Origin of the sequence: Streptomyces sp. NBC_01454 (assembly GCF_036227565.1) — a bacterium.
GTDB lineage: Bacteria > Actinomycetota > Actinomycetes > Streptomycetales > Streptomycetaceae > Streptomyces.
The window spans coordinates 4,107,177-4,124,623 of record NZ_CP109460.1 but is presented as its reverse complement, the minus strand read 5'-3'; the positions used below and the strand labels follow the sequence as shown (position 1 = coordinate 4,124,623).

18 protein-coding genes and 1 tRNA gene are annotated in these 17,447 nt (G+C 70.4%); 10 read left to right on the top strand and 9 right to left on the bottom strand.

All coding sequences use genetic code 11. The features are described 5' to 3' along the window. Positions 1-10 precede the first annotated feature (10 nt). Genes OIU81_RS18235 through OIU81_RS18225 form a run of 3 tightly spaced genes read right to left on the bottom strand, consistent with a single transcriptional unit; the run spans position 11 to position 2,762 of the window. On the bottom strand, positions 11-685 hold the full coding sequence (locus tag OIU81_RS18235; protein ID WP_329149174.1) for a TrmH family RNA methyltransferase: 675 nt from the start codon (positions 683-685) through the stop codon (positions 11-13). Then, positions 682-2,094 carry an HTTM domain-containing protein gene (locus OIU81_RS18230; RefSeq protein WP_329149172.1) on the bottom strand — a complete coding sequence of 471 codons (1,413 nt, stop codon included), beginning with the start codon at positions 2,092-2,094 and terminating at the stop codon, positions 682-684. The genes OIU81_RS18235 and OIU81_RS18230 overlap by 4 nt, the downstream gene beginning before the upstream one ends. Beyond that, positions 2,091-2,762, bottom strand: a complete 672-nt coding sequence (locus tag OIU81_RS18225; RefSeq protein WP_329155210.1) for a DUF5819 family protein — start codon at positions 2,760-2,762, stop codon at positions 2,091-2,093. The genes OIU81_RS18230 and OIU81_RS18225 overlap by 4 nt, the downstream gene beginning before the upstream one ends. Before the next feature lie 170 nt (positions 2,763-2,932). Between OIU81_RS18225 and paaA the strand changes: the two genes are divergently transcribed. From paaA to OIU81_RS18195, 6 genes are all read left to right on the top strand, one after another. Further along, a complete protein-coding gene (paaA, locus tag OIU81_RS18220) occupies positions 2,933-3,883 on the top strand; it encodes a 1,2-phenylacetyl-CoA epoxidase subunit PaaA (RefSeq protein WP_329149171.1) in 951 nt (316 codons plus the stop codon). Next, on the top strand, positions 3,880-4,218 hold the full coding sequence (gene paaB / locus OIU81_RS18215; RefSeq protein WP_329149169.1) for a 1,2-phenylacetyl-CoA epoxidase subunit PaaB: 339 nt from the start codon (positions 3,880-3,882) through the stop codon (positions 4,216-4,218). Before paaA ends, paaB begins: the two co-directional genes overlap by 4 nt. Next, on the top strand, positions 4,215-4,934 hold the full coding sequence (gene paaC / locus OIU81_RS18210) for a 1,2-phenylacetyl-CoA epoxidase subunit PaaC (RefSeq protein WP_329149167.1): 720 nt from the start codon (positions 4,215-4,217) through the stop codon (positions 4,932-4,934). The genes paaB and paaC overlap by 4 nt, the downstream gene beginning before the upstream one ends. After that, positions 4,928-5,425: a 1,2-phenylacetyl-CoA epoxidase subunit PaaD gene (gene paaD, locus OIU81_RS18205; protein WP_329149165.1), complete on the top strand. Its 498-nt coding sequence runs from the start codon at positions 4,928-4,930 to the stop codon at positions 5,423-5,425. The genes paaC and paaD overlap by 7 nt, the downstream gene beginning before the upstream one ends. After that, complete coding sequence (gene paaE / locus OIU81_RS18200; RefSeq protein WP_329149163.1) at positions 5,425-6,468, top strand: 1,2-phenylacetyl-CoA epoxidase subunit PaaE; 1,044 nt, start codon at positions 5,425-5,427, stop codon at positions 6,466-6,468. Before paaD ends, paaE begins: the two co-directional genes overlap by 1 nt. Positions 6,469-6,638: 170 nt before the next feature. Beyond that, positions 6,639-7,772: an acyl-CoA dehydrogenase family protein gene (locus OIU81_RS18195; protein WP_329149161.1), complete on the top strand. Its 1,134-nt coding sequence runs from the start codon at positions 6,639-6,641 to the stop codon at positions 7,770-7,772. A 372-nt stretch (positions 7,773-8,144) separates the two neighbouring features. Here OIU81_RS18195 and OIU81_RS18190 read toward each other — a convergent pair whose 3' ends face one another. The 4 genes from OIU81_RS18190 to OIU81_RS18175 all read right to left on the bottom strand — a co-directional run bounded on the left by OIU81_RS18190 (position 8,145) and on the right by OIU81_RS18175 (position 13,256). Further along, positions 8,145-8,489 carry a rhodanese-like domain-containing protein gene (locus tag OIU81_RS18190; protein ID WP_329149159.1) on the bottom strand — a complete coding sequence of 115 codons (345 nt, stop codon included), beginning with the start codon at positions 8,487-8,489 and terminating at the stop codon, positions 8,145-8,147. Between the two features lie 10 nt (positions 8,490-8,499). After that, positions 8,500-9,609 (bottom strand): hypothetical protein, encoded by a 1,110-nt coding sequence (locus tag OIU81_RS18185; protein WP_329149157.1) that lies wholly within the window; start codon positions 9,607-9,609, stop codon positions 8,500-8,502. Positions 9,610-10,030: 421 nt separating this feature from the next. Next, on the bottom strand, positions 10,031-11,473 hold the full coding sequence (locus tag OIU81_RS18180) for a DUF2252 domain-containing protein (protein WP_329149155.1): 1,443 nt from the start codon (positions 11,471-11,473) through the stop codon (positions 10,031-10,033). A gap of 337 nt (positions 11,474-11,810) precedes the next feature. After that, positions 11,811-13,256 carry an ABC transporter permease gene (locus OIU81_RS18175; RefSeq protein WP_329149153.1) on the bottom strand — a complete coding sequence of 482 codons (1,446 nt, stop codon included), beginning with the start codon at positions 13,254-13,256 and terminating at the stop codon, positions 11,811-11,813. Between the two features lie 120 nt (positions 13,257-13,376). Between OIU81_RS18175 and OIU81_RS18170 the strand changes: the two genes are divergently transcribed. Next, positions 13,377-13,811, top strand: coding sequence for a MarR family winged helix-turn-helix transcriptional regulator (locus OIU81_RS18170; protein WP_329149151.1), 435 nt, complete (start codon positions 13,377-13,379; stop codon positions 13,809-13,811). Positions 13,812-13,869: 58 nt separating this feature from the next. Here the strand turns inward: OIU81_RS18170 and OIU81_RS18165 are convergent, their stop codons facing one another. Continuing rightward, positions 13,870-14,232 (bottom strand): winged helix-turn-helix transcriptional regulator, encoded by a 363-nt coding sequence (locus OIU81_RS18165; RefSeq protein WP_329149150.1) that lies wholly within the window; start codon positions 14,230-14,232, stop codon positions 13,870-13,872. A 126-nt stretch (positions 14,233-14,358) separates the two neighbouring features. Here OIU81_RS18165 and OIU81_RS18160 point away from each other — a divergent pair, with 126 nt between their 5' ends. Beyond that, complete coding sequence (locus OIU81_RS18160; protein WP_329149148.1) at positions 14,359-15,009, top strand: FMN-dependent NADH-azoreductase; 651 nt, start codon at positions 14,359-14,361, stop codon at positions 15,007-15,009. 355 nt (positions 15,010-15,364) lie between these two features. Here the strand turns inward: OIU81_RS18160 and OIU81_RS18155 are convergent. Beyond that, a tRNA-Leu gene (locus tag OIU81_RS18155) sits at positions 15,365-15,448 on the bottom strand. 533 nt (positions 15,449-15,981) lie between these two features. On the opposite strand from OIU81_RS18155, the gene OIU81_RS18150 reads away from it, so the two are divergent. Continuing rightward, positions 15,982-16,815, top strand: coding sequence for a DUF3662 and FHA domain-containing protein (locus OIU81_RS18150; RefSeq protein WP_329149146.1), 834 nt, complete (start codon positions 15,982-15,984; stop codon positions 16,813-16,815). 10 nt (positions 16,816-16,825) lie between these two features. Further along, positions 16,826-17,356, top strand: a complete 531-nt coding sequence (locus tag OIU81_RS18145) for an FHA domain-containing protein FhaB/FipA (protein WP_249634310.1) — start codon at positions 16,826-16,828, stop codon at positions 17,354-17,356. Positions 17,357-17,447 lie beyond the last annotated feature (91 nt).

Here is a 17,447-nt window from a genome sequence, read left to right as displayed (position 1 = left end):
CACCGTTCGGTCAGTGGGCCGGTGGCCCCTCGATCCGCGCATGGCGGCCGATCCAGGCATGCATGGCGATGGCGGCCGCGGCCCCCGCATTGATCGAGCGGGTCGAGCCGAACTGCGCGATCGAGCAGACCAGCGAGGCGTGCCGGCGCGCCTCCTCGGTCAGCCCCGGCCCCTCCTGGCCGAACAGCAGCACACAGCGCCGCGGCAGCTCGGTCGTCTCCAGCGGCACGGAGCCGGGGAGATTGTCGATCCCGATGATCGGCAGCTCCTCGGCCGCCGCCCAGGCGGTGAGGTCCGCGGTGTCCGGGTGGTGGCGGACATGCTGGTAGCGGTCGGTCACCATCGCGCCGCGGCGGTTCCAGCGGCGCTGCCCGACGATATGGATCTCCTTGGCCAGGAACGCGTTGGCGGTCCGTACCACCGAGCCGATGTTGAAGTCGTGGCTCCAGTTCTCGACGGCCACATGGAAGTCGTGGCGCCGGGTGTCCAGATCGGCGACGATCGCCTCCCGCGTCCAGTAGCGGTACCGGTCGACGACGTTGCGGCGGTCGCCGTGCGCGAGCAGCTCGGGGTCGAACCGCTCGTCCTGCGGCCAGGGCTCGGGGTGCGGACCGACGCCGATCTGGGTCCCGTACCCCTCGTCGTACTGAAGGGATTCGGCGGGGGCGGTGTTCTCGCTGCTCACCCCACGAGCGTATGGCCCCCGCCGCCGTGCTCCGTACGGGCCGGCGGCTCTCCGCCCCCGGCCCCGGGGGCGGGCCCGGTCTTCCGGCCGCGCGGGAAGAGCCGTTCCCGCAGGCCGGAGAGGCGCCCGGAGAGCCAGGTCAGGAAGTTCGTCGGCAGGAAGACCGCGTCCGCGGTGATCATCGCGAGCGAGAAGAACGGCAGTCCCAGCAGGAACGCGATCGAGAGGTGCTCGCAGATCATCGCGACCAGCAGCACATTCTTCAGCCGGCGGTTGAAGAGCGTGAACGGGAACGCGACCTGCACGATCACCGTGCCGTAGGTGATCAGCATGACCATCACGCCGTTGCTGCCGAGCAGCTCGGACAGCCCGGGCCAGGGGGAGAAGTAGTCCAGGTGCATCGGGTAGTAGACCGCGGTGCCGTCCTGCCAGCGGTTTCCCTGGATCTTGTACCAGCCGGCGGTGGCGTAGATCAGGCACACCTCGACCATGATCACCAGCAGTGCGCCGTTGTGGGCGAGCTTGGCGAGGGTGTCCAGGACGATCCGCGGCTCACCGGGCGCGTACCGCTGCACCGCCCACCACAGGCCGTGGGTCAGCCACAGCCCCCACAGGACCAGGCTCCAGCCGATGTGCGGGAACGGGCCGTGCCCGAACCAGGTGAGGCCGTAGCCGCCGGTCAGCTGGGCGACGGCCAGAGCGAGGCCGAGCACGGCCCACAGCACGACTCCGGTCAGGTCACGGGAGGCGGTGGGGCCGTCGGCGGTTTCGTCCGTACCCAAGGCCGAGGCGCCGGCCGCGGCCCGCCTGGCGCGGCGCGCGTCCAGCGACCAGACCTGCCCGCACCGGGTCAGCACGAGATACATCGACATCAGGTGGATGACGTTGTCGCCGCCGTCCCCTATGAAGATGCTGCGGTTCTGCAGCGAGAGCACGCCCACCATGAAAAGCACCGACATGGTGCGGGTGCGCCAGCCGAGCATCAGCAGCGCGGCGGCTACGACCGCCAGGAGGTAGACGCACTCGAACCAGCCGCGGCTGTCGGACCATGGCAGCACGGAGAAGGCGTGGTTGCCGGCCAGGAGCCGGCGCGCCATGTCCAGACTCCAGGGGCTGTCGGGCCCGTAGAGCACCGCGCGGTGCGGCCATTCGCGCAGCAGGAACAGCAGCCAGGTCGCCGAGAAGCCGATCCGGATCAGGGCGGTCTGGTACGGGGCCAGCGCCCGTGCGGTGACGAACCCGAAGCCACGGCCTATGGCGCGCTCTATACGGGTCTCCTCGTACGGGGAGGCTTCCTGGGGCGTCTGTGGTGCCTGTGCTTGCTGAGGCACGTCGGTCGGCTCCGTGGTGTGCGGGGGCTGCCGGTCGTCCGGCGCCTGCTGAGGCTGCTGGGGCGTCGGTGATGTCACTGCTGCTTCGCCCCCTCGGGCAGGTCGTCTGCGGTGACCTGCCACCAGGGCAGTACGCGGTACACGGGCTTGTCGCTGATCTTCTCGGAGCTCCACGGCGGCGGGGTGACCGCGGTCGTCTGCGAGCGGACCTGGATCTGCTCGACGCGGCCGCCGCCCCGGGTCCACTCGCCCTCCATCCGCAGCAGCACCAGCCGCCGGATGTAGCGCTCGGACAGCTCACCGCGGGAGCCCACCGGGCGGTTCTGCGCGTTGTGACTGCTGCTGAAGAGCTCCCAGGCCCGGCGCAGCTGGTTCTGCTGGGTGTGGCTGGGAAGCGGGTTGTGGAGGATGGCGCGGCCGTCGCGGGCGGTCAGATCGGTCCAGCCCGTGGTCCGCACGGCGCCGTCCCCGGTGCGCAGCTGCCCGCGGACCTGGACCGCGATGTTCTGCTGAAGGGGATTGGGCGCGAACAGCTTCCAGTTCTGTTCGTACTCGGGATACACATAGTCGCTGATCAGGGCGCCCTGTTGCTTGCTGAGCGTGTTCGACGGCGCGACGTGCAGAAACATCATGGCGAGATGGATCGCGACGACGGCCGCGACGGCGCACGCCGCTACCCCGATGATGATCCGCGAGGGCAGCGAGAGCGCGGCCAATGGCCGCGGTTCGTCCCCGTATGACTGCATTCCCGCCCCGTTCCCAGAATCCATGCGGTCAACTCCGCTCCGGAACGGTACCTACGCGGCCCCGCCGGGCACACCCTCACCCGCCTTATCCACAGGCTTGACACCCGAGGTCCGCCCACTCACCATTGAACCGAACGATCGGTCGGTCGGGAGCAGCGAGGGGGCACCACATGACGACGATCGCGCCGGAGGACACGGCCCGAGAGGCCGTATTCGACGCCACCGTGGCCGCGGACGAGCGCATCGAGCCGCGGGACTGGATGCCGGACGCCTACCGCTCGACTCTCGTGCGGCAGATGGCGCAGCACGCCCACTCCGAGATCATCGGCATGCAGCCGGAAGCCAACTGGATCACCCGCGCGCCGTCCCTGCGCCGCAAGGCGATCCTGATGGCGAAGGTGCAGGACGAGGCCGGCCACGGCTTGTATCTCTACAGCGCCGCCGAGACCCTGGGCACCAGCCGCGACGAGCTGCTCGACAAGCTGCACTCCGGCCGCCAGAAGTACTCCTCGATCTTCAATTACCCGACCCTGACCTGGGCCGACGTCGGAGCCATCGGCTGGCTGGTGGACGGCGCGGCGATCACCAACCAGGTGCCCCTGTGCCGCTGCTCGTACGGCCCCTACGCCCGCGCGATGGTCCGCGTCTGCAAGGAGGAGTCCTTCCACCAGCGACAGGGCTACGAACTCCTGCTGGCCCTCAGCCGCGGCACCGACGCCCAGCACACCATGGCGCAGGACGCGGTGAACCGCTGGTGGTGGCCGTCGCTGATGATGTTCGGCCCGCCCGACGACGAGTCGTCGCACTCCGCACAGTCCATGGCCTGGAAGATCAAACGGCACTCCAACGACGAGCTGCGCCAGCGCTTCGTGGACATCTGCGTCCCCCAGGCCGAGGCCCTCGGGCTCAGCCTCCCCGACCCGGATCTGACGTGGAACGACGAGCGCGGCCACTGGGATTTCGGCCCGATCGACTGGACCGAGTTCCACGAGGTCCTCAAGGGCAACGGCCCCTGCAACGCTCAGCGGATCAACCGCCGGCGGCAGGCGCACGAGGAAGGCGCCTGGGTGCGCGAGGCAGCCGCCGCACACGCGGCCAAGCACGGGAAGGCCACCCGATGACCACACCCCGCCCCACCGAGACCCCCGCAGCCGCAGCGGACACCGCTCCCCGGCCCGGCGACTGGCCCCTGTGGGAAGTCTTCGTGCGCAGCCGCCGCGGCCTCTCGCACACCCACGCCGGAAGCCTGCATGCGCCGGACGCCGAGATGGCGCTGCGCAACGCCCGGGATCTCTACACCCGCCGCTCGGAAGGCGTCTCCCTCTGGGTGGTGCCCTCCGCGCAGATCACCGCCTCCTCGCCCGACGAGAAGGACACGTTCTTCGAGCCGGCCGGCGACAAGCCCTACCGTCACCCGACCTTCTACGAGATCCCGGACGGGGTGCATCACCTTTGAGGAACGTCACCGCCACCCCGGCCCTGCCCCTCGGGGACGACGCCCTGATCCTCTCCCACCGCCTGGGCGAGTGGGCCGGAAACGCCCCGGTCCTGGAGGAGGACGTCGCGCTGGCCAATATCGCGCTGGATCTGCTCGGTCAGGCCCGCGTCCTGCTCTCCCTGGCCGGCGATGAGGACGAGCTGGCCTATCTGCGCGAGGAGCGGCAGTTCCGCAACCTCCAGCTCGTCGAGCAGCCCAACGGCGACTTCGCCCACACCATCGCCCGCCAGCTCTACTTCTCCACCTACCAGGAGCTGCTGTTCGAGCATCTCGCCTCCACGGAAAGCGAGTTGGCTCCCCTGGCCGCGAAGGCCGTCAAGGAGGTCGCCTACCACCGCGACCACGCCCACCAGTGGACCCTGCGCCTGGGTGACGGCACCGACGAGAGCCATGTCCGGATGCAACGCGCGCTGGACGCCCTCTGGCGCTTCACCGGCGAACTGTTCGAGCCGGTGGAGGGGCTGGAAACGGTGCCCTGGGCGGCTCTGCACGACAGCTGGACCACACGCATCACCCGCACCCTGGAGCAAGCGACCCTCACCGTCCCCGACGGCCCCCGGCGCGGCGGCTGGACGGCCGGCGCGGGCCGCCAGGGACTGCACACCGAATCGTTCGGACGGATGCTCGCCGAGATGCAGCACCTCCACCGCAGCCACCCGGGGGCGACATGGTGACCACCACCGCCCTCGAAGCGGAACTACTGGCGCTGGCCGGTTCCGTCCCCGACCCCGAGCTGCCCGTGCTCACCCTCGCCGAGCTGGGCGTTCTGCGCGGTGTGCAGCTGACGGCCCCGGGCCGGGCCGAGGTGCTGCTCACGCCCACCTACACAGGCTGCCCCGCCATCGAGGCGATGTCGGCCGACATAGAGCAGGTGCTGCACGACCGCGGCATCCCCGAGGTAGAGGTCCGCACGGTCCTCAGCCCCCCGTGGACCACGGACGCGATCACCGCCGAGGGCCGCCGCAAGCTCGCCGAGTTCGGCATCGCACCCCCACGCCCCACGGGACCGGCCGGCGGACCGGTCGCCGTCGACCTCACCCTGCGCTGCCCGCACTGCGGATCGACCGACACCACCCTGCTGAGCCGGTTCTCCTCCACCGCGTGCAAGGCCCTGCGCCGCTGTGAGTCCTGCCGTGAACCCTTCGACCACTTCAAGGAGTTGTGATGTTCCACCCGCTCCAGGTCCGGGAGATCGAGCGGCTCACGGACGATGCGGTGGCCGTCACCTTCACGGTCCCGCCCGAGTTGCACACCACCTTCCGGCATACCCCCGGACAGCACATCGCGCTGCGCCGCTCGGTCGACGGCCAGGAGATCCGCCGTACGTACTCCATCTGCACCCCGGCCACCGACCAGCCGGTACTGCGCGTGGGCATCCGCCTCGTCGAGGACGGCGCCTTCTCGACCTACGCGCTCAAGGAACTCGCGGTGGGCGACACGGTGGAGGTCATGGCCCCGGCCGGCCGGTTCACCCTCGACCCGCGCCCCGGCCACTTCGTCGGCATCGTCGGCGGCAGCGGCATCACCCCCGTGCTGTCCATCGCCGCCACCCTGCTCGCCCGGCAGCCGGACGCCCGCTTCTGCCTCATCCGCAGTGACCGCACGGCGGCATCGACGATGTTCCTGGAGGAGGTGGCCGACCTCAAGGACCGCTATCCCCAGCGCTTCCAGCTCCTCCACACACTCTCCCGCGAGGAACAACAAGCCGGCCTGCCCTCCGGCCGCCTGGACGAGCCCCGGCTGCGCTCCCTCCTGCCCGCCCTGCTGACGATCGACTCCGTCGACGGCTGGTACCTCTGCGGCCCCTACGGCCTGGTCCAAGGCGCCGAACGCGCCCTCCATGCTCTGGGCGTGCCCCGCACCCATATCCACGAAGAGATCTTCCACGTCGACAACGGCACCGCAACGGCCCCCGCCGTCGCCACCCCCGCGCACAGCACCGTGACCGCCACCCTCGACGGCCGCTCCGGCACCTGGCCGGTCCACGACAGCGAATCGCTGCTCGAAGCGGTCCTGCGCAACCGCGCTGATGCCCCCTACGCCTGCAAGGGCGGCGTCTGCGGCACCTGCCGCGCCTTCCTGGTCAAGGGCGAGGTCCGGATGGACCGTAACTTCGCCCTGGAATCCGACGAGGTCGACGCGGGATACGTCCTGGCCTGCCAGTCCCATCCGGTCACGGAAAAGGTCGAGCTGGATTTCGACCGCTAGGGCGCCTCGGCCCGCCGGCCGGGCGCCGGCCCCTCACCCGTCGTCGCCCGGTCCGAGAGGCAAACTCCCGCACCCTGCCACCGCATTCGCTTCTCACCATTCCCAATTCCTGGAACTTGTTCTACCTTGACGCTTCGTCAGGACGAGGCGCCGCGTGGGAGGACAAACCAGTGGACTTCACCTTCACCGAGGAGCAGCAGGCCGCCACCGAAGCCGCGAAGGCCGTCTTCTCCGGGGTCGCCCCGGACAGCGTGCCCAGCCCCGCGCTCACCCCCGGTGCGGTCGCCGACGACTTCGACCGGACGCTGTGGCGCAAGCTCGCCGACGCCGATCTGCTGAGCCTGCTGATCGCGCCCGAGCACGGCGGCGCAGGTCTGGACGCGATCGCGCTCTGCCTGGTCCTCCGCGAGTCGGCCAAGGTTCTGGCGCGGGTCCCACTGCTGGAATGCGGCGCCGCCGCGCTCACCCTCCAGCGCTATGGATCCGATGAGCTACGGGCGGAAGTCCTCCCCCGGATCGCCACCGGCGACCTCGTCGTGACCGTTGCCACCGGCGGCCACACCGGGCACGAACCGGCCGAACTCGCCGTGCAGGCCCGCCCGGAGGGCACCGACTGGATCATCGACGGCATCCAGACCGCCGTCCCCTGGGCCCAGACCGCGGACCGGATCCTGCTGCCCGCCCACACCCCCGACGGCCGTGCCGTCCTCGCACTCGTCCCCCGCACCCACCCCGGCGTCACACTCGACGACCAGATATCCACCAGTGGTGAGCGCCTCGCCGAGGTCCGCCTGGACTCCGTACGCATCAGCGCCCAGGAAATGATCGGCGACGCCACCGCCTGGTCGTCACTGCGCAACGTTCTGACCACCGGCACCTGTGCACTCGCCCTGGGTCTCGGCGAGCGCGTCCTTGCCATGACCAGCGACTACACCAGCAAGCGCGAACAGTTCGGCTTCCCGGTGGCCACCTTCCAGGCCGTCGCCGTCCAGGCCGCCGACCGCTTCATCGACCTGCGCGCCATGGAGGCCACCCTCTGGCAGGCGGCCTGGCGCATCACCACCGACGCGACCGCCCCGCTACCGCCCGCCGGAGATGTGACGGTCGCCAAGATCTGGGCCTCCGAGGGCATCCGCCGCGTCGTCCAGACCGCCCAGCATCTGCACGGCGGCTTCGGCGCCGACACCGACTACCCGCTGCACCGCTACCACGCCTGGGCCAAACATCTCGAACTCTCCCTCGGCCCCGCCGCCGCCCACGAGGAAGCCCTCGGCGACCTGCTCGCGACCCATCCACTGGGCTGAGACGAGAGACTCCGCACGCGCACCGGGCATCGGGCACCGGGCATCGGGCCCTCGGAGCTGGGTTTCACGTGAAACCGACGGCGGGTTCAGGGAGACACCGCCGCCGGGAGGCAGGCCGCGCCAACGGCGGCCGCTCTCGTTCCGAGGGCTCGCAGCCGCGGCGGGTCTGCTGGATGTCAATCGCCGCCCGAGACCGCTGACCGAGACCGCTGGTTGAGGTCACCAAGAACCGGAAGACCTGTCCGGCGGCTTCCCTCAGCGTCCGGCAGGCCTCCGCCGACGCCACCAGCGGCTGTCCGACGGCAGCCTCCGCCGGGTACTTCGCCGCCCGTCCGCGCGGGCCGGCGCCCCGTAAGGCTCTCCGACTCCCTGCTAGACGACCGACCCCGAGCCGCCCTTGCCGTCCGAGACGGGCCGGCCGGCGGCTTCCCAGGCCTGCATGCCGCCGGCAACGTTCACCGCGTCGACGCCCTGCTGGATCAGGTACTGGGCGACCTGTGCCGAACGCCCACCGACCCGGCACAGCACATACACCTTGCCGTCTCCAGGAGCCGCCTCGGTCAGCTCCCCGTATCGGGCAACGAATTCGCTCATCGGGATGTGCAGCGCGCCCTCGGCGTGCCCCGCCTCCCACTCGTCGTCCTCGCGCACATCGAGAAGGAAGTCTTCCGACGTGAGCGCATCGACACCGACCGTGGGCACAGAACCAAAATGCATGGGTCCGACGCTACCCGACCAGCTGCGCGAGGTAAGTCTCGCGTTCTGCGACATCGGCGAGCAGCTTCTCGGCGATCTCCTCCAACAGCCTGTCCGGGTCCTCCGGCGCCATCTTGATCATCGCGCCGATCGCGCTCTCCTCCAGTTCGGCGGCAGCGGCAGCCAGCAGTTCCTTGCGCTCGGCCAGCCACTCCAGCCGGGCGTAGAGCTCCTCGCTCTCGCTGAGCCGCTCCTCGGGCGCGGGACCTGCCTCCCACTCCCGCGCCAGCTCACGCAGCAGCGCCTCGTCGCCCCGCGCATACGCGGCATTGACCCGCGCGATGAACTCATCCCGCCGTGCCCGCTCCGCGTCCTCCCGTGCCAGGTCAGGGTGAGCCTTGCGCACCAGGTCGCGGTAGACCTTGCGGGCTTCCTCGCTGGGTCGCACCTTCTGCGGCGGCTGCACCGACTGTTCGGTGAGCATCGCCTGCGCCTCCGGGAACAGCCCGTCCGGCCCCATCCAGCCGTGGAACAGCTCTTCCACCTCCGGCATCGGCAGCACCGACGCCCGGGCCTCCTGCGCCTTGCGGATGTCCTCGGGAGCGCCCGTACGCGCTGCCACCGCCTCGGCGATCTGCGCGTCCAGCTCGTCCAGCCGCGCGTACATGGGGCCGAGACGCTGGTGGTGCAGGCGGGAGAAGTTCTCGACCTCCACCCGGAAGGTCTCCACCGCGATCTCGAACTCGATCAGCGCCCGCTCAGCAGCCAGCACCGCCTTTGCCAGCCTCTTGGTCGCCTCGTCCTGCGCCGCCTGCTGATCCTGCGCGCCGTCCTGCTCGGCTCTTGGATCGTCCTGACTGTCGCCGGGCCCAGGCACCGCCCCTGCCCCGTCCGAGCCGGCGGGCGTCTCGGCGCCTGCCCCGGCGTGGCCGGCGGGCGGACCGGCCGTCTCGCCCTGGCCCGTACCGACCCCCTCGGGGCTCGCGAGCTGATCTTCCGGGCCGCCGCCGTCACCGAGCGGGGCGCCCTGACCGCCGCCGCGGGCGTCCGTTGCCTGCGGGTCGGCCTGGTCGTCCGGGGTGCCCGATACGTCCGGTCGGTGCTGGCCGTCCTGCGCGTTCTCCGCGTGCGAGTTCGTCACCCGGTCAGCGTACGGCCCATGCCGGACCGGGGCTTCCACAGTCGTCCGACCCTTTCCTGACCGGGGCCCCCCCGCCCCACCCCTCCTCCCCCTCAATCAACCGGCCGATCACCTGAGCAGCCGGGCAACCAACCGACCAGCTGAAGTCAGCCACCGACCATCCGACAGCAGACACCCGCGGCGGCGGTCAGCGATCAGCGATCAGCGATCAGCGATCAGCGGAAGGCTTCCAGTGGACGACCGACGGCCGTTAGGCGGTACTCGGTACCCAGCCGCCTTCACCCGCGCCCGAGCCCACCACCCGGCACCAGCCCAGCCCGGCCCGGCCCAGCCTCCGCAGCTGATACCCAGCCCCCTGGCTCCCGTACCAGACAGCCCCCCCGAGCCCGGCCTCCAAGCCGGACTCCAAGCCAGCCCGCTCTCAGACCCCCGTCTCCGCCGCGATCCGGCCGTTCTTCACCGCTGCGGCGAGCGCTGCGTGGTCGGCTTCCGTTCGGTCCGCGTAGGAGATCGCGAAGTTCGCCATGGCCTCGTCGAGTTCCTCGTTCTTTCCGCAGTAGCCGGCCACCAGACGGGGGTCGGCGCTGTGTGCGTGGGCTCGGGCCAGGAGGGCGCCGGTCATTCGCGCGTAGTCGTCCAGCTGATCGTTGGAGAGCTGCGCCGGGTCCACGCTGCCCTTACGGTTTCTGAACTGGCGGACCTGGAAAGGCAGTCCGTCCCGTCGGGCGGTGCCCGAGGTCTCGCCGCCCGAGCCGGGCGAGGCTATGTCCTGCACCGTCGTCCAGCCCAGCAGGATGTCGCTGACCACCTGCATCCGGCGCTGTCCGAGCACTATCCGGCGCCCCTCATGTATTACCGGCGGCACCGGGAAGCCGGCCTTCTCCACATACGGCGCCAGCACCGAGCCGCGTGCTTCCTTCACCTGCAGGACCAGCGGCTCGCCCCGGTGGTCCAGGAGCAGCACCACATAGGACCGCAGGCCCACGCTGCCCGTGCCGACCACGCGGAATGCCACGTCATGCACGGCGTACCTGGCCAGCAAGGGCAGCCGGTCCTCAGGAAGCGTGTCCAGATAGCCGGCCAGGGAAGCGCCCACGGCTGCGGCTTCGGCATCCGGCACCCGCCGCAGCACCGGCCGGGCGTCCACGAACCGCCGTCCGCCGTCCGCCGTCCGCTCCGTCGCCTTCGCCGCGAACCGCGCGCTGGTGTTCTTGCGCGCCTTGTCCGCGACCCGCTCCAGCGTCCCCACCAGATCCCGGGCGTCGGTGTGCGAGACCAGTTCTTCGTTGGCGATCGCGTTCCACGCCTCGGTCACCGGAAGCTTGGCCAGCAGCCGCATCGTGCGCCGGTACGCGCCCGCCACATCCTGCGCGGCCTTGCGGCAGTCGTCCTCGCTCGCGCCGGTCTCCCGGCCCGCCAGCACCATCGAGGTGGCGAGCCGTTTCACATCCCACTCCCACGGGCCGTACAAGGTCTCGTCGAAGTCGTTGAGATCGATGACCAGGCCGCCCCGGGCGTCGCCGTAGAGACCGAAGTTGGCGGCGTGCGCATCTCCGCAGATCTGCGCGCCGATGCCGGTGGTGGGGTCGGCCGTCAGGTCGTACGCCATCAGCCCCGCCGAGCCGCGGAGGAAGGCGAAGGGGCTCGCGGCCATCCGGCCGACCCGTATCGGCGTCAGCTCGGGCAACCGGCCGGCATTGGACGCCTCGACCGCTGCCACCGCATCCGGCCGCCCGGCCGCGGTCGACAGTGCGGCCTGCTCGGAACGCGGAAGGCGCTCCCGCAGCGCCTTCCCTACTGCCTTGGGCGACGGCCCTTGTGCCTCCGCCTTCGCAAACCCCGGTACGTACGGCACACGCGACATCGCGGCCACCTCCCCCTTCACGAACTGCGCTCTGGTGTCCCTGTTTTCGCCCTCATCGGCCCGACCGGCAGCGGACGGCCCGGCGCTCCGACGGCAACGACGACAATGACGGCAATGACGTTACCGAGATCCCCGCGCGGCTTGCAGGGCCTGTGGATAACTCTTCGGAACGGCCGGACCCGACCGGACTGGACCAAACCCGACCGACCGTTCCGACCTGACGGCTCATCAAGGCCGTCGGCCCCAGCCCCAGCCCCACCACAACCCCCAGGAAACCGGGCCGAGTCTCCACCCACCGACGGCGCACAGCACACCGCAAAGGCAGCCGGCCCCTTCCCTACACCCCCACAGCCTCTTCCATCTCCTCTTCCCTCTCCTCTTCCCTCGCCCTCTCCTCAGCTACGACCGCACCCCGGTCACCCGTCCCCGCCCCGGCCGCCCCGCCACTCCGCTCCCACGACGCAGCCGATGCCGGAGCGGACGCCAGAGCGGACGCCAGAGCCGGCACCGCAACAGGAGCCGGTGCCGGACCCGGCTCCGGCACCGTCGCCCGCACCGCGGCCGCCGCCACCGCCGCGGCGTTGGCCACCGCCTCCGCCTCCGCGCGGCGCCGCCGCCTCTCGGCCGGCGCCGCCACACCGACCGTCACCACGCCGGCGACCAGCCACCACACCAGCGTCCAGACATGTCCGGACAGGCCGTAGCCGCCGAAGTAGACATGGCTGCGGGTGCCTTCCACGAAGCCCGCACCGTTCCAGAACGAGTGCAGCGCCGCGAAGAATCCGTTCTGCATCTCGGGGCGGAAGATCCCGCCGGAGGAAGTGAAATTGAGCATCACGAAGAGGGCCATCACACCGAGCGTGGTCCAGCGCTTGAGGAAGGTGTGCAGTCCGGTGCCGATCAGCAGAATGCCGGCGGAGTAGAGCCAGGCCATGCCCCACAGGCCCTCGAGGCCGTGGTCGACGAGGTGGAAGACCGGACCGGCGAACGCCGTGCCGATCAGGCCGACGACGAAGGACATACCGAGCGCCAGCGCCGCCCGCAGCCGCATCGGCAGCACGGCTCCGGCACCGCCGATCACCGCGACCGACGCATAGGAACCGATGCTGATCGCGACCAGCAGGAAGAAGATGCCCTGCCCCGTCGGGTCGTCCTCGGCCGTCGGCACCACGTCCGTGACCTTCAGCGGCGCGCCCTGGTGCGCCGCGATCGGGGTGAAGACCTTCTGTACGACGGTGGCGCTGGTGTCGGACCCGGCGGTCGCCACCAGCAGCTCGGGGGCCGGCCGCGCGGAGCCCGCGGCCCTGTCGGCGCCGGCCCGCGCCGCCGCCGCGCCCGGCGAATCCGCCCCACCCGGTGTGCGCACCCCACGCGCAGCACCCTGGACGCCCGAGTCCGCTGCCGTGCCCGCCACGCCGGAAACGCTGTTCGCGCCGTGAGGGTTGCTCACATACGCGCCGAAGAACTCCTGGTGCTTGAGCCCGTCGACCGCCGCCGACCGGTCGCCGACGGTCCGTACCTCCAGCGCGCCGTCCGCCTTGTCATTGATCGACTGGGCGAGCAGCTGCGCGCTGCGGCCCGACCCGACGACCGCGACGGGCAGGTGGTGCGGCGCCGGGTTGGCGAAGGCGCCCAGATACGCCAGCCCCATCCCGACGCACATCAACAGCGGGGTGATCAGGTGCGTCAGGACGTGCCGCAGCCCGGCGGAGTGCGGGGATCGCGCGAAACGGTGGCCGCGCGGGTGATCGCTTCGGTGGTCGGGACGTCGGTCCGTACTCATGGGGGCAGGCCTTCTCAGCTCGTCGGCTCAGCTGTCGCCACTGGCCGGCTGGGCCAGTAGTTGGCTATTACAACTCTCAATCACGTTGTACTATACAACTAGCTCTACGAAAGGCAACCCGTGGCCCACCGCGACGACTCCGTCGAGACCATCCAGCAGGAGATGACCGCGTTCGCCCGCCGGGCCCGCGCAAGTGCCGCCCGGATGCACCCCGAGCTGTCACTGGTCTCCTACACCTTGCTGGCCCACCTCGATGACCAGCAGGGATGCCGCGCCACGGACCTCGCCGCGCACTACCTCCTGGACAAGTCCACGGTCAGCCGGCAGATCGCCGCACTGGAGAAACTCGGCTTCGTCGAGCGCCGCATCGACCCGGACGACCACCGCGTCCAGGTACTGCACCCCACCGAGAAGGGCGCCCAGGTGCTCGCCAACGTCACCGCCAGCCGCCGCCTGGCGTTCCGCGACCGGCTGGCGGACTGGAACGAGGACGACCTCGACCGCTTCGCGACCTACCTACAGCGCTACAACGCCGCCCAGGAACGACAGGGGTAGGACCAGGGCCAGGATCAAGCCCGCGAAGCCCCCCGCCCGTCCCGACGCGCCCGTCCGCCTACTTCCGGAACCGCTCCGGACACTGGCCGCCGTCGGTGAGATACGTCTCCGCCCACCGCGCCAGCTCCTTGAGCGAGGGCTCCATGGCCAGACCGGCCTCCGTCAGCCGGTAGGAGACCCGCAGCGGCGGCCCCGCGTCCACCTCGCGCACGACCAGGCCGGTCGCCGACAGCTCCATCAGGCGGTCGGAGAGCATCCGCTCACTGATCCCGGGGATGGCCCGCCGCAGCTCGGCGAAGTGCACCGGGCCCGGCATGAGAGTGGCGACGATCAGCCCTGTCCAGCGCTTCCCGAACACCTCGAAGACGCGCGTCATGCCGCCGTCGACCTGCCTGCACATCGCCTCGCCGTGGTCCGCCATACGCCCAGAGTACCGCTCTCTCGTTTGCTACTGCGGAAAAGTAAGCTCCTGTGCTATTAATAGTGACGTACGGAATTCAACCAGTGGTCGCGCACCGCCCGGCCGCGTACCGAAGGACCGATCCTCATGGCCACGCTTCTGCTCATCGACTCCTCCGTCTTCCCCGAGGGCGGCTCCGCCTCCCGCTCGGTCACCGCGGCCTTCCGCAAGGCCTGGGAGGCCGAGCACCCCGACGGCACCGTCATCCACCGCGATCTGGCCGCCGACCCGCTGCCGCACCTCGACGCGGTCGCCGCCTCGGCCGGCTTCTCCGACCCGGCCACCCACTCCCCCGAGCAGCAGGCGGCCTTCGCGCTGCGCGTCGAGCTCGCCGAGGAACTGGAGCAGGCCGACGCGATCGTCATCGGCGCACCGATGTACAACTTCACGATCCCCTCCACCCTCAAGGCGTGGCTCGACCAGGTGATCCTCATGGGCCGCACGGCGGGCGAGCAGCCGTCCGCCAAGGGCACCCCGGTCACCGTCGTCGCCAGCCGCGGCGGTTCCTACGCCCCGGGCACGCCCCGTGAGCCCTTCGAGTACGTGCAGAACTACCTGGAGGCCGTGCTGAGCGGCGGGCTGGGCCTCGACGTCGACTTCATCGTCCCGGAGCTGACCATGGCCCCCAACAACCCGGCGATGGCCGAGCTGGTGCCGCTGTACGAGACCTCCCGCGAGAAGGCACACGAGGACGCGCAGGCCAAGGCCAAGGCCCTCGCCGGGCGCCTCGCCGCCTGAGCCGGCCCGGCGCCCGGGGGAGAGCGAACGGGGACGGGACCGGGGGCCGGGTGAGCACTGCCGGACACGGTCGCTCACCCAGGCCCGCAGGCCTGCAGACCCCAACTCCCGCACCCGAAAGCCCGGTTCACCCACGCCACCCGGCCCCGGGGGGCGCCCCGGCCTCAGAAACCGCTGCCTCGCCCGCGTCCACGCGCACCCAAGATCAAATATGTGACGTAGGCCTCACACCGCCCCACCCGCCCCCGGCCACCCATCACGCACCTCCCCTACGCGTGACACAGGCAACAACGTGACAAAGACAACGAAAGACCCCCGGTCTCCGGATTTCTCCGGAGACCGGGGGTCTCATCTGTGCGCGAGGGGGGAGTTGAACCCCCACGCCCTTTCGGGCACTGGAACCTGAATCCAGCGCGTCTGCCTATTCCGCCACCCGCGCATGGGTGCTGCCGGTTGATTCTCTCACGTGATCCGGGCTGTTCGTCCGGGTCTTGTGCGAGCGCCTGCCGACATCCAGAACATTAGCACGCTGACGGGGGTGCCTTCACACGCCTTTCCCCCGGTCCCCGCCCTGCGGAGACCTCCGGGCGGCACCCCGCCGTGCCTCGGACATTGGCCGTGCACTGCCCCGAGGGGTCACACTCGCGGTAGCCGCAACCGGAGCAAGCGCACCGGCCTGCCTCCGGGCCGGCCGGAAGGGCAGGCTCCGTGCCATGACCGACTCCGGCCCCCGCCCGGCCGGACCGGTCGGCGGTTGCGGGACACTGTCCACGGGGCACATCTACGATCGCAGTGCACGAGCAGTGGGCAAGGAGCAGACAAGCACCGGGCAACCCTGTGAGGGGCGACACTCGTCCTCAAGGCGGGAAAGGGGAACCAGCCGATTTCCCTACGCGTGGATACGATCAGTAAGCAGTATCAGGACGACTCGATCAGGACGACCCCGACGAAGACTGAGGAAGGAGGTGCCCCGTGGGAGTACTGAAGCGTTTCGAGCAGCGGCTCGAAGGTCTCGTCAACGGCACCTTCGCCAAGGTGTTCAAGTCCGAGGTGCAGCCCGTTGAGATCGCCGGCGCCCTGCAGCGCGAGTGCGACAACAACGCCACCATCTGGAACCGCGACCGCACGGTCGTCCCCAACGACTTCATCGTCGAGCTGAGCACGCCTGACTTCGAGCGGCTGAGCCCCTACAGCGGGCAGCTCGGCGACGAGCTCTCCAGCATGGTCCGCGACTACGCCAAGCAGCAGCGCTACACCTTCATGGGCTCGATCAAGGTCCATCTGGAGAAGGCCGACGATCTCGACACCGGCCTGTACCGCGTCCGCAGCCGCACGCTCGCCTCCAGCTCGTCCCAGGAGCCCGCGGGCCCGGCGGCCGCCCAGCGCGCCGCCTCGGCGCCCCGCGGCAGCCAGCCCGGGGGCGGGCACGTGAGCCCGCCCCCCATGCCTTCGTCCCCGCCTGCCGGCGGCGCACAGCCCGTACCCCGTACGGCACCGCCCGGTGCAGGACCGCAGCCCCACGCACAGACCCGGCGCTGGATCGAGATCAACGGCACCCGCCACCAGATCTCGCGTCCTACCCTCGTGCTGGGCCGCAGCACAGACGCTGACGTACGGATCGACGACCCGGGTGTCTCCCGGCGTCACTGTGAGATCCGGGTCGGAACGCCCCCCATGGTCCAGGACCTGGGCTCCACGAACGGCATCGTGGTGGACGGGCAGCACACCACTCGCGCTAATCTCCGCGACGGCTCGCGGATTGTCGTGGGCAGTACCACCATCGTTTACCGGCAAGCCGAAGGGTGAAGCGGGGGCAATGTCAGAGCTGACCCTCACGGTCATGCGGTTGGGTTTCCTCGCCGTACTGTGGCTGTTCGTCATCGTGGCCGTTCAGGTCATCCGCAGCGATCTGTTCGGCACGCGCGTCACACAGCGCGGTGCCGCGCGGCGCGGCGGACAGGAAGCACGTACGCAGCGACAGGCGGCCGCACCGCCACCACAGCAGCAGCGCCGCCAGGAAGGCGGCCGCGGCAACAACCGGCAGCGCCGAGGAGCCCCCACCAAGCTGGTGGTCTCCGAGGGCTCACTGACCGGCACCACCGTCGCCCTCCAAGGCCAGACCATCTCCCTGGGCCGTGCGCACGACTCCACGATCGTGCTGGACGACGACTACGCGTCCAGCAGGCATGCCAGGATCTACCCGGACCGTGACGGCCAGTGGATCGTCGAGGACCTCGGTTCCACCAACGGCACGTACCTGGACCGGACCCGACTGACGACCCCGACACCGATTCCGCTGGGAGCCCCGATCCGCATCGGCAAGACCGTCATCGAGCTGCGGAAGTAGTACGACAATGAGCGAGCGGAGCGAGCGAGCCGCGGCGGTCCACTCGACGGACCACGGTGTGCTCCCGACCGGAGGGTGGGCAGTGTGGCTC

What these genes read in the sequence shown, in the direction of transcription:
- OIU81_RS18160 (WP_329149148.1), top strand. Translation starts at nt 14,359, where the DNA reads ATGGCCACGCTTCTGCTCATCGACTCCTCCGTCTTCCCCGAGGGCGGC.
- OIU81_RS18175 (WP_329149153.1), bottom strand. Translation starts at nt 13,256, where the DNA reads ATGAGTACGGACCGACGTCCCGACCACCGAAGCGATCACCCGCGCGGC.
- OIU81_RS18225 (WP_329155210.1), bottom strand. Translation starts at nt 2,762, where the DNA reads ATGCAGTCATACGGGGACGAACCGCGGCCATTGGCCGCGCTCTCGCTG.
- OIU81_RS18180 (WP_329149155.1), bottom strand. Translation starts at nt 11,473, where the DNA reads ATGTCGCGTGTGCCGTACGTACCGGGGTTTGCGAAGGCGGAGGCACAA.
- OIU81_RS18190 (WP_329149159.1), bottom strand. Translation starts at nt 8,489, where the DNA reads ATGCATTTTGGTTCTGTGCCCACGGTCGGTGTCGATGCGCTCACGTCG.
- OIU81_RS18165 (WP_329149150.1), bottom strand. Translation starts at nt 14,232, where the DNA reads ATGGCGGACCACGGCGAGGCGATGTGCAGGCAGGTCGACGGCGGCATG.
- paaB (WP_329149169.1), top strand. Translation starts at nt 3,880, where the DNA reads ATGACCACACCCCGCCCCACCGAGACCCCCGCAGCCGCAGCGGACACC.
- OIU81_RS18145 (WP_249634310.1), top strand. Translation starts at nt 16,826, where the DNA reads ATGTCAGAGCTGACCCTCACGGTCATGCGGTTGGGTTTCCTCGCCGTA.
- paaD (WP_329149165.1), top strand. Translation starts at nt 4,928, where the DNA reads ATGGTGACCACCACCGCCCTCGAAGCGGAACTACTGGCGCTGGCCGGT.
- paaA (WP_329149171.1), top strand. Translation starts at nt 2,933, where the DNA reads ATGACGACGATCGCGCCGGAGGACACGGCCCGAGAGGCCGTATTCGAC.
- paaE (WP_329149163.1), top strand. Translation starts at nt 5,425, where the DNA reads ATGTTCCACCCGCTCCAGGTCCGGGAGATCGAGCGGCTCACGGACGAT.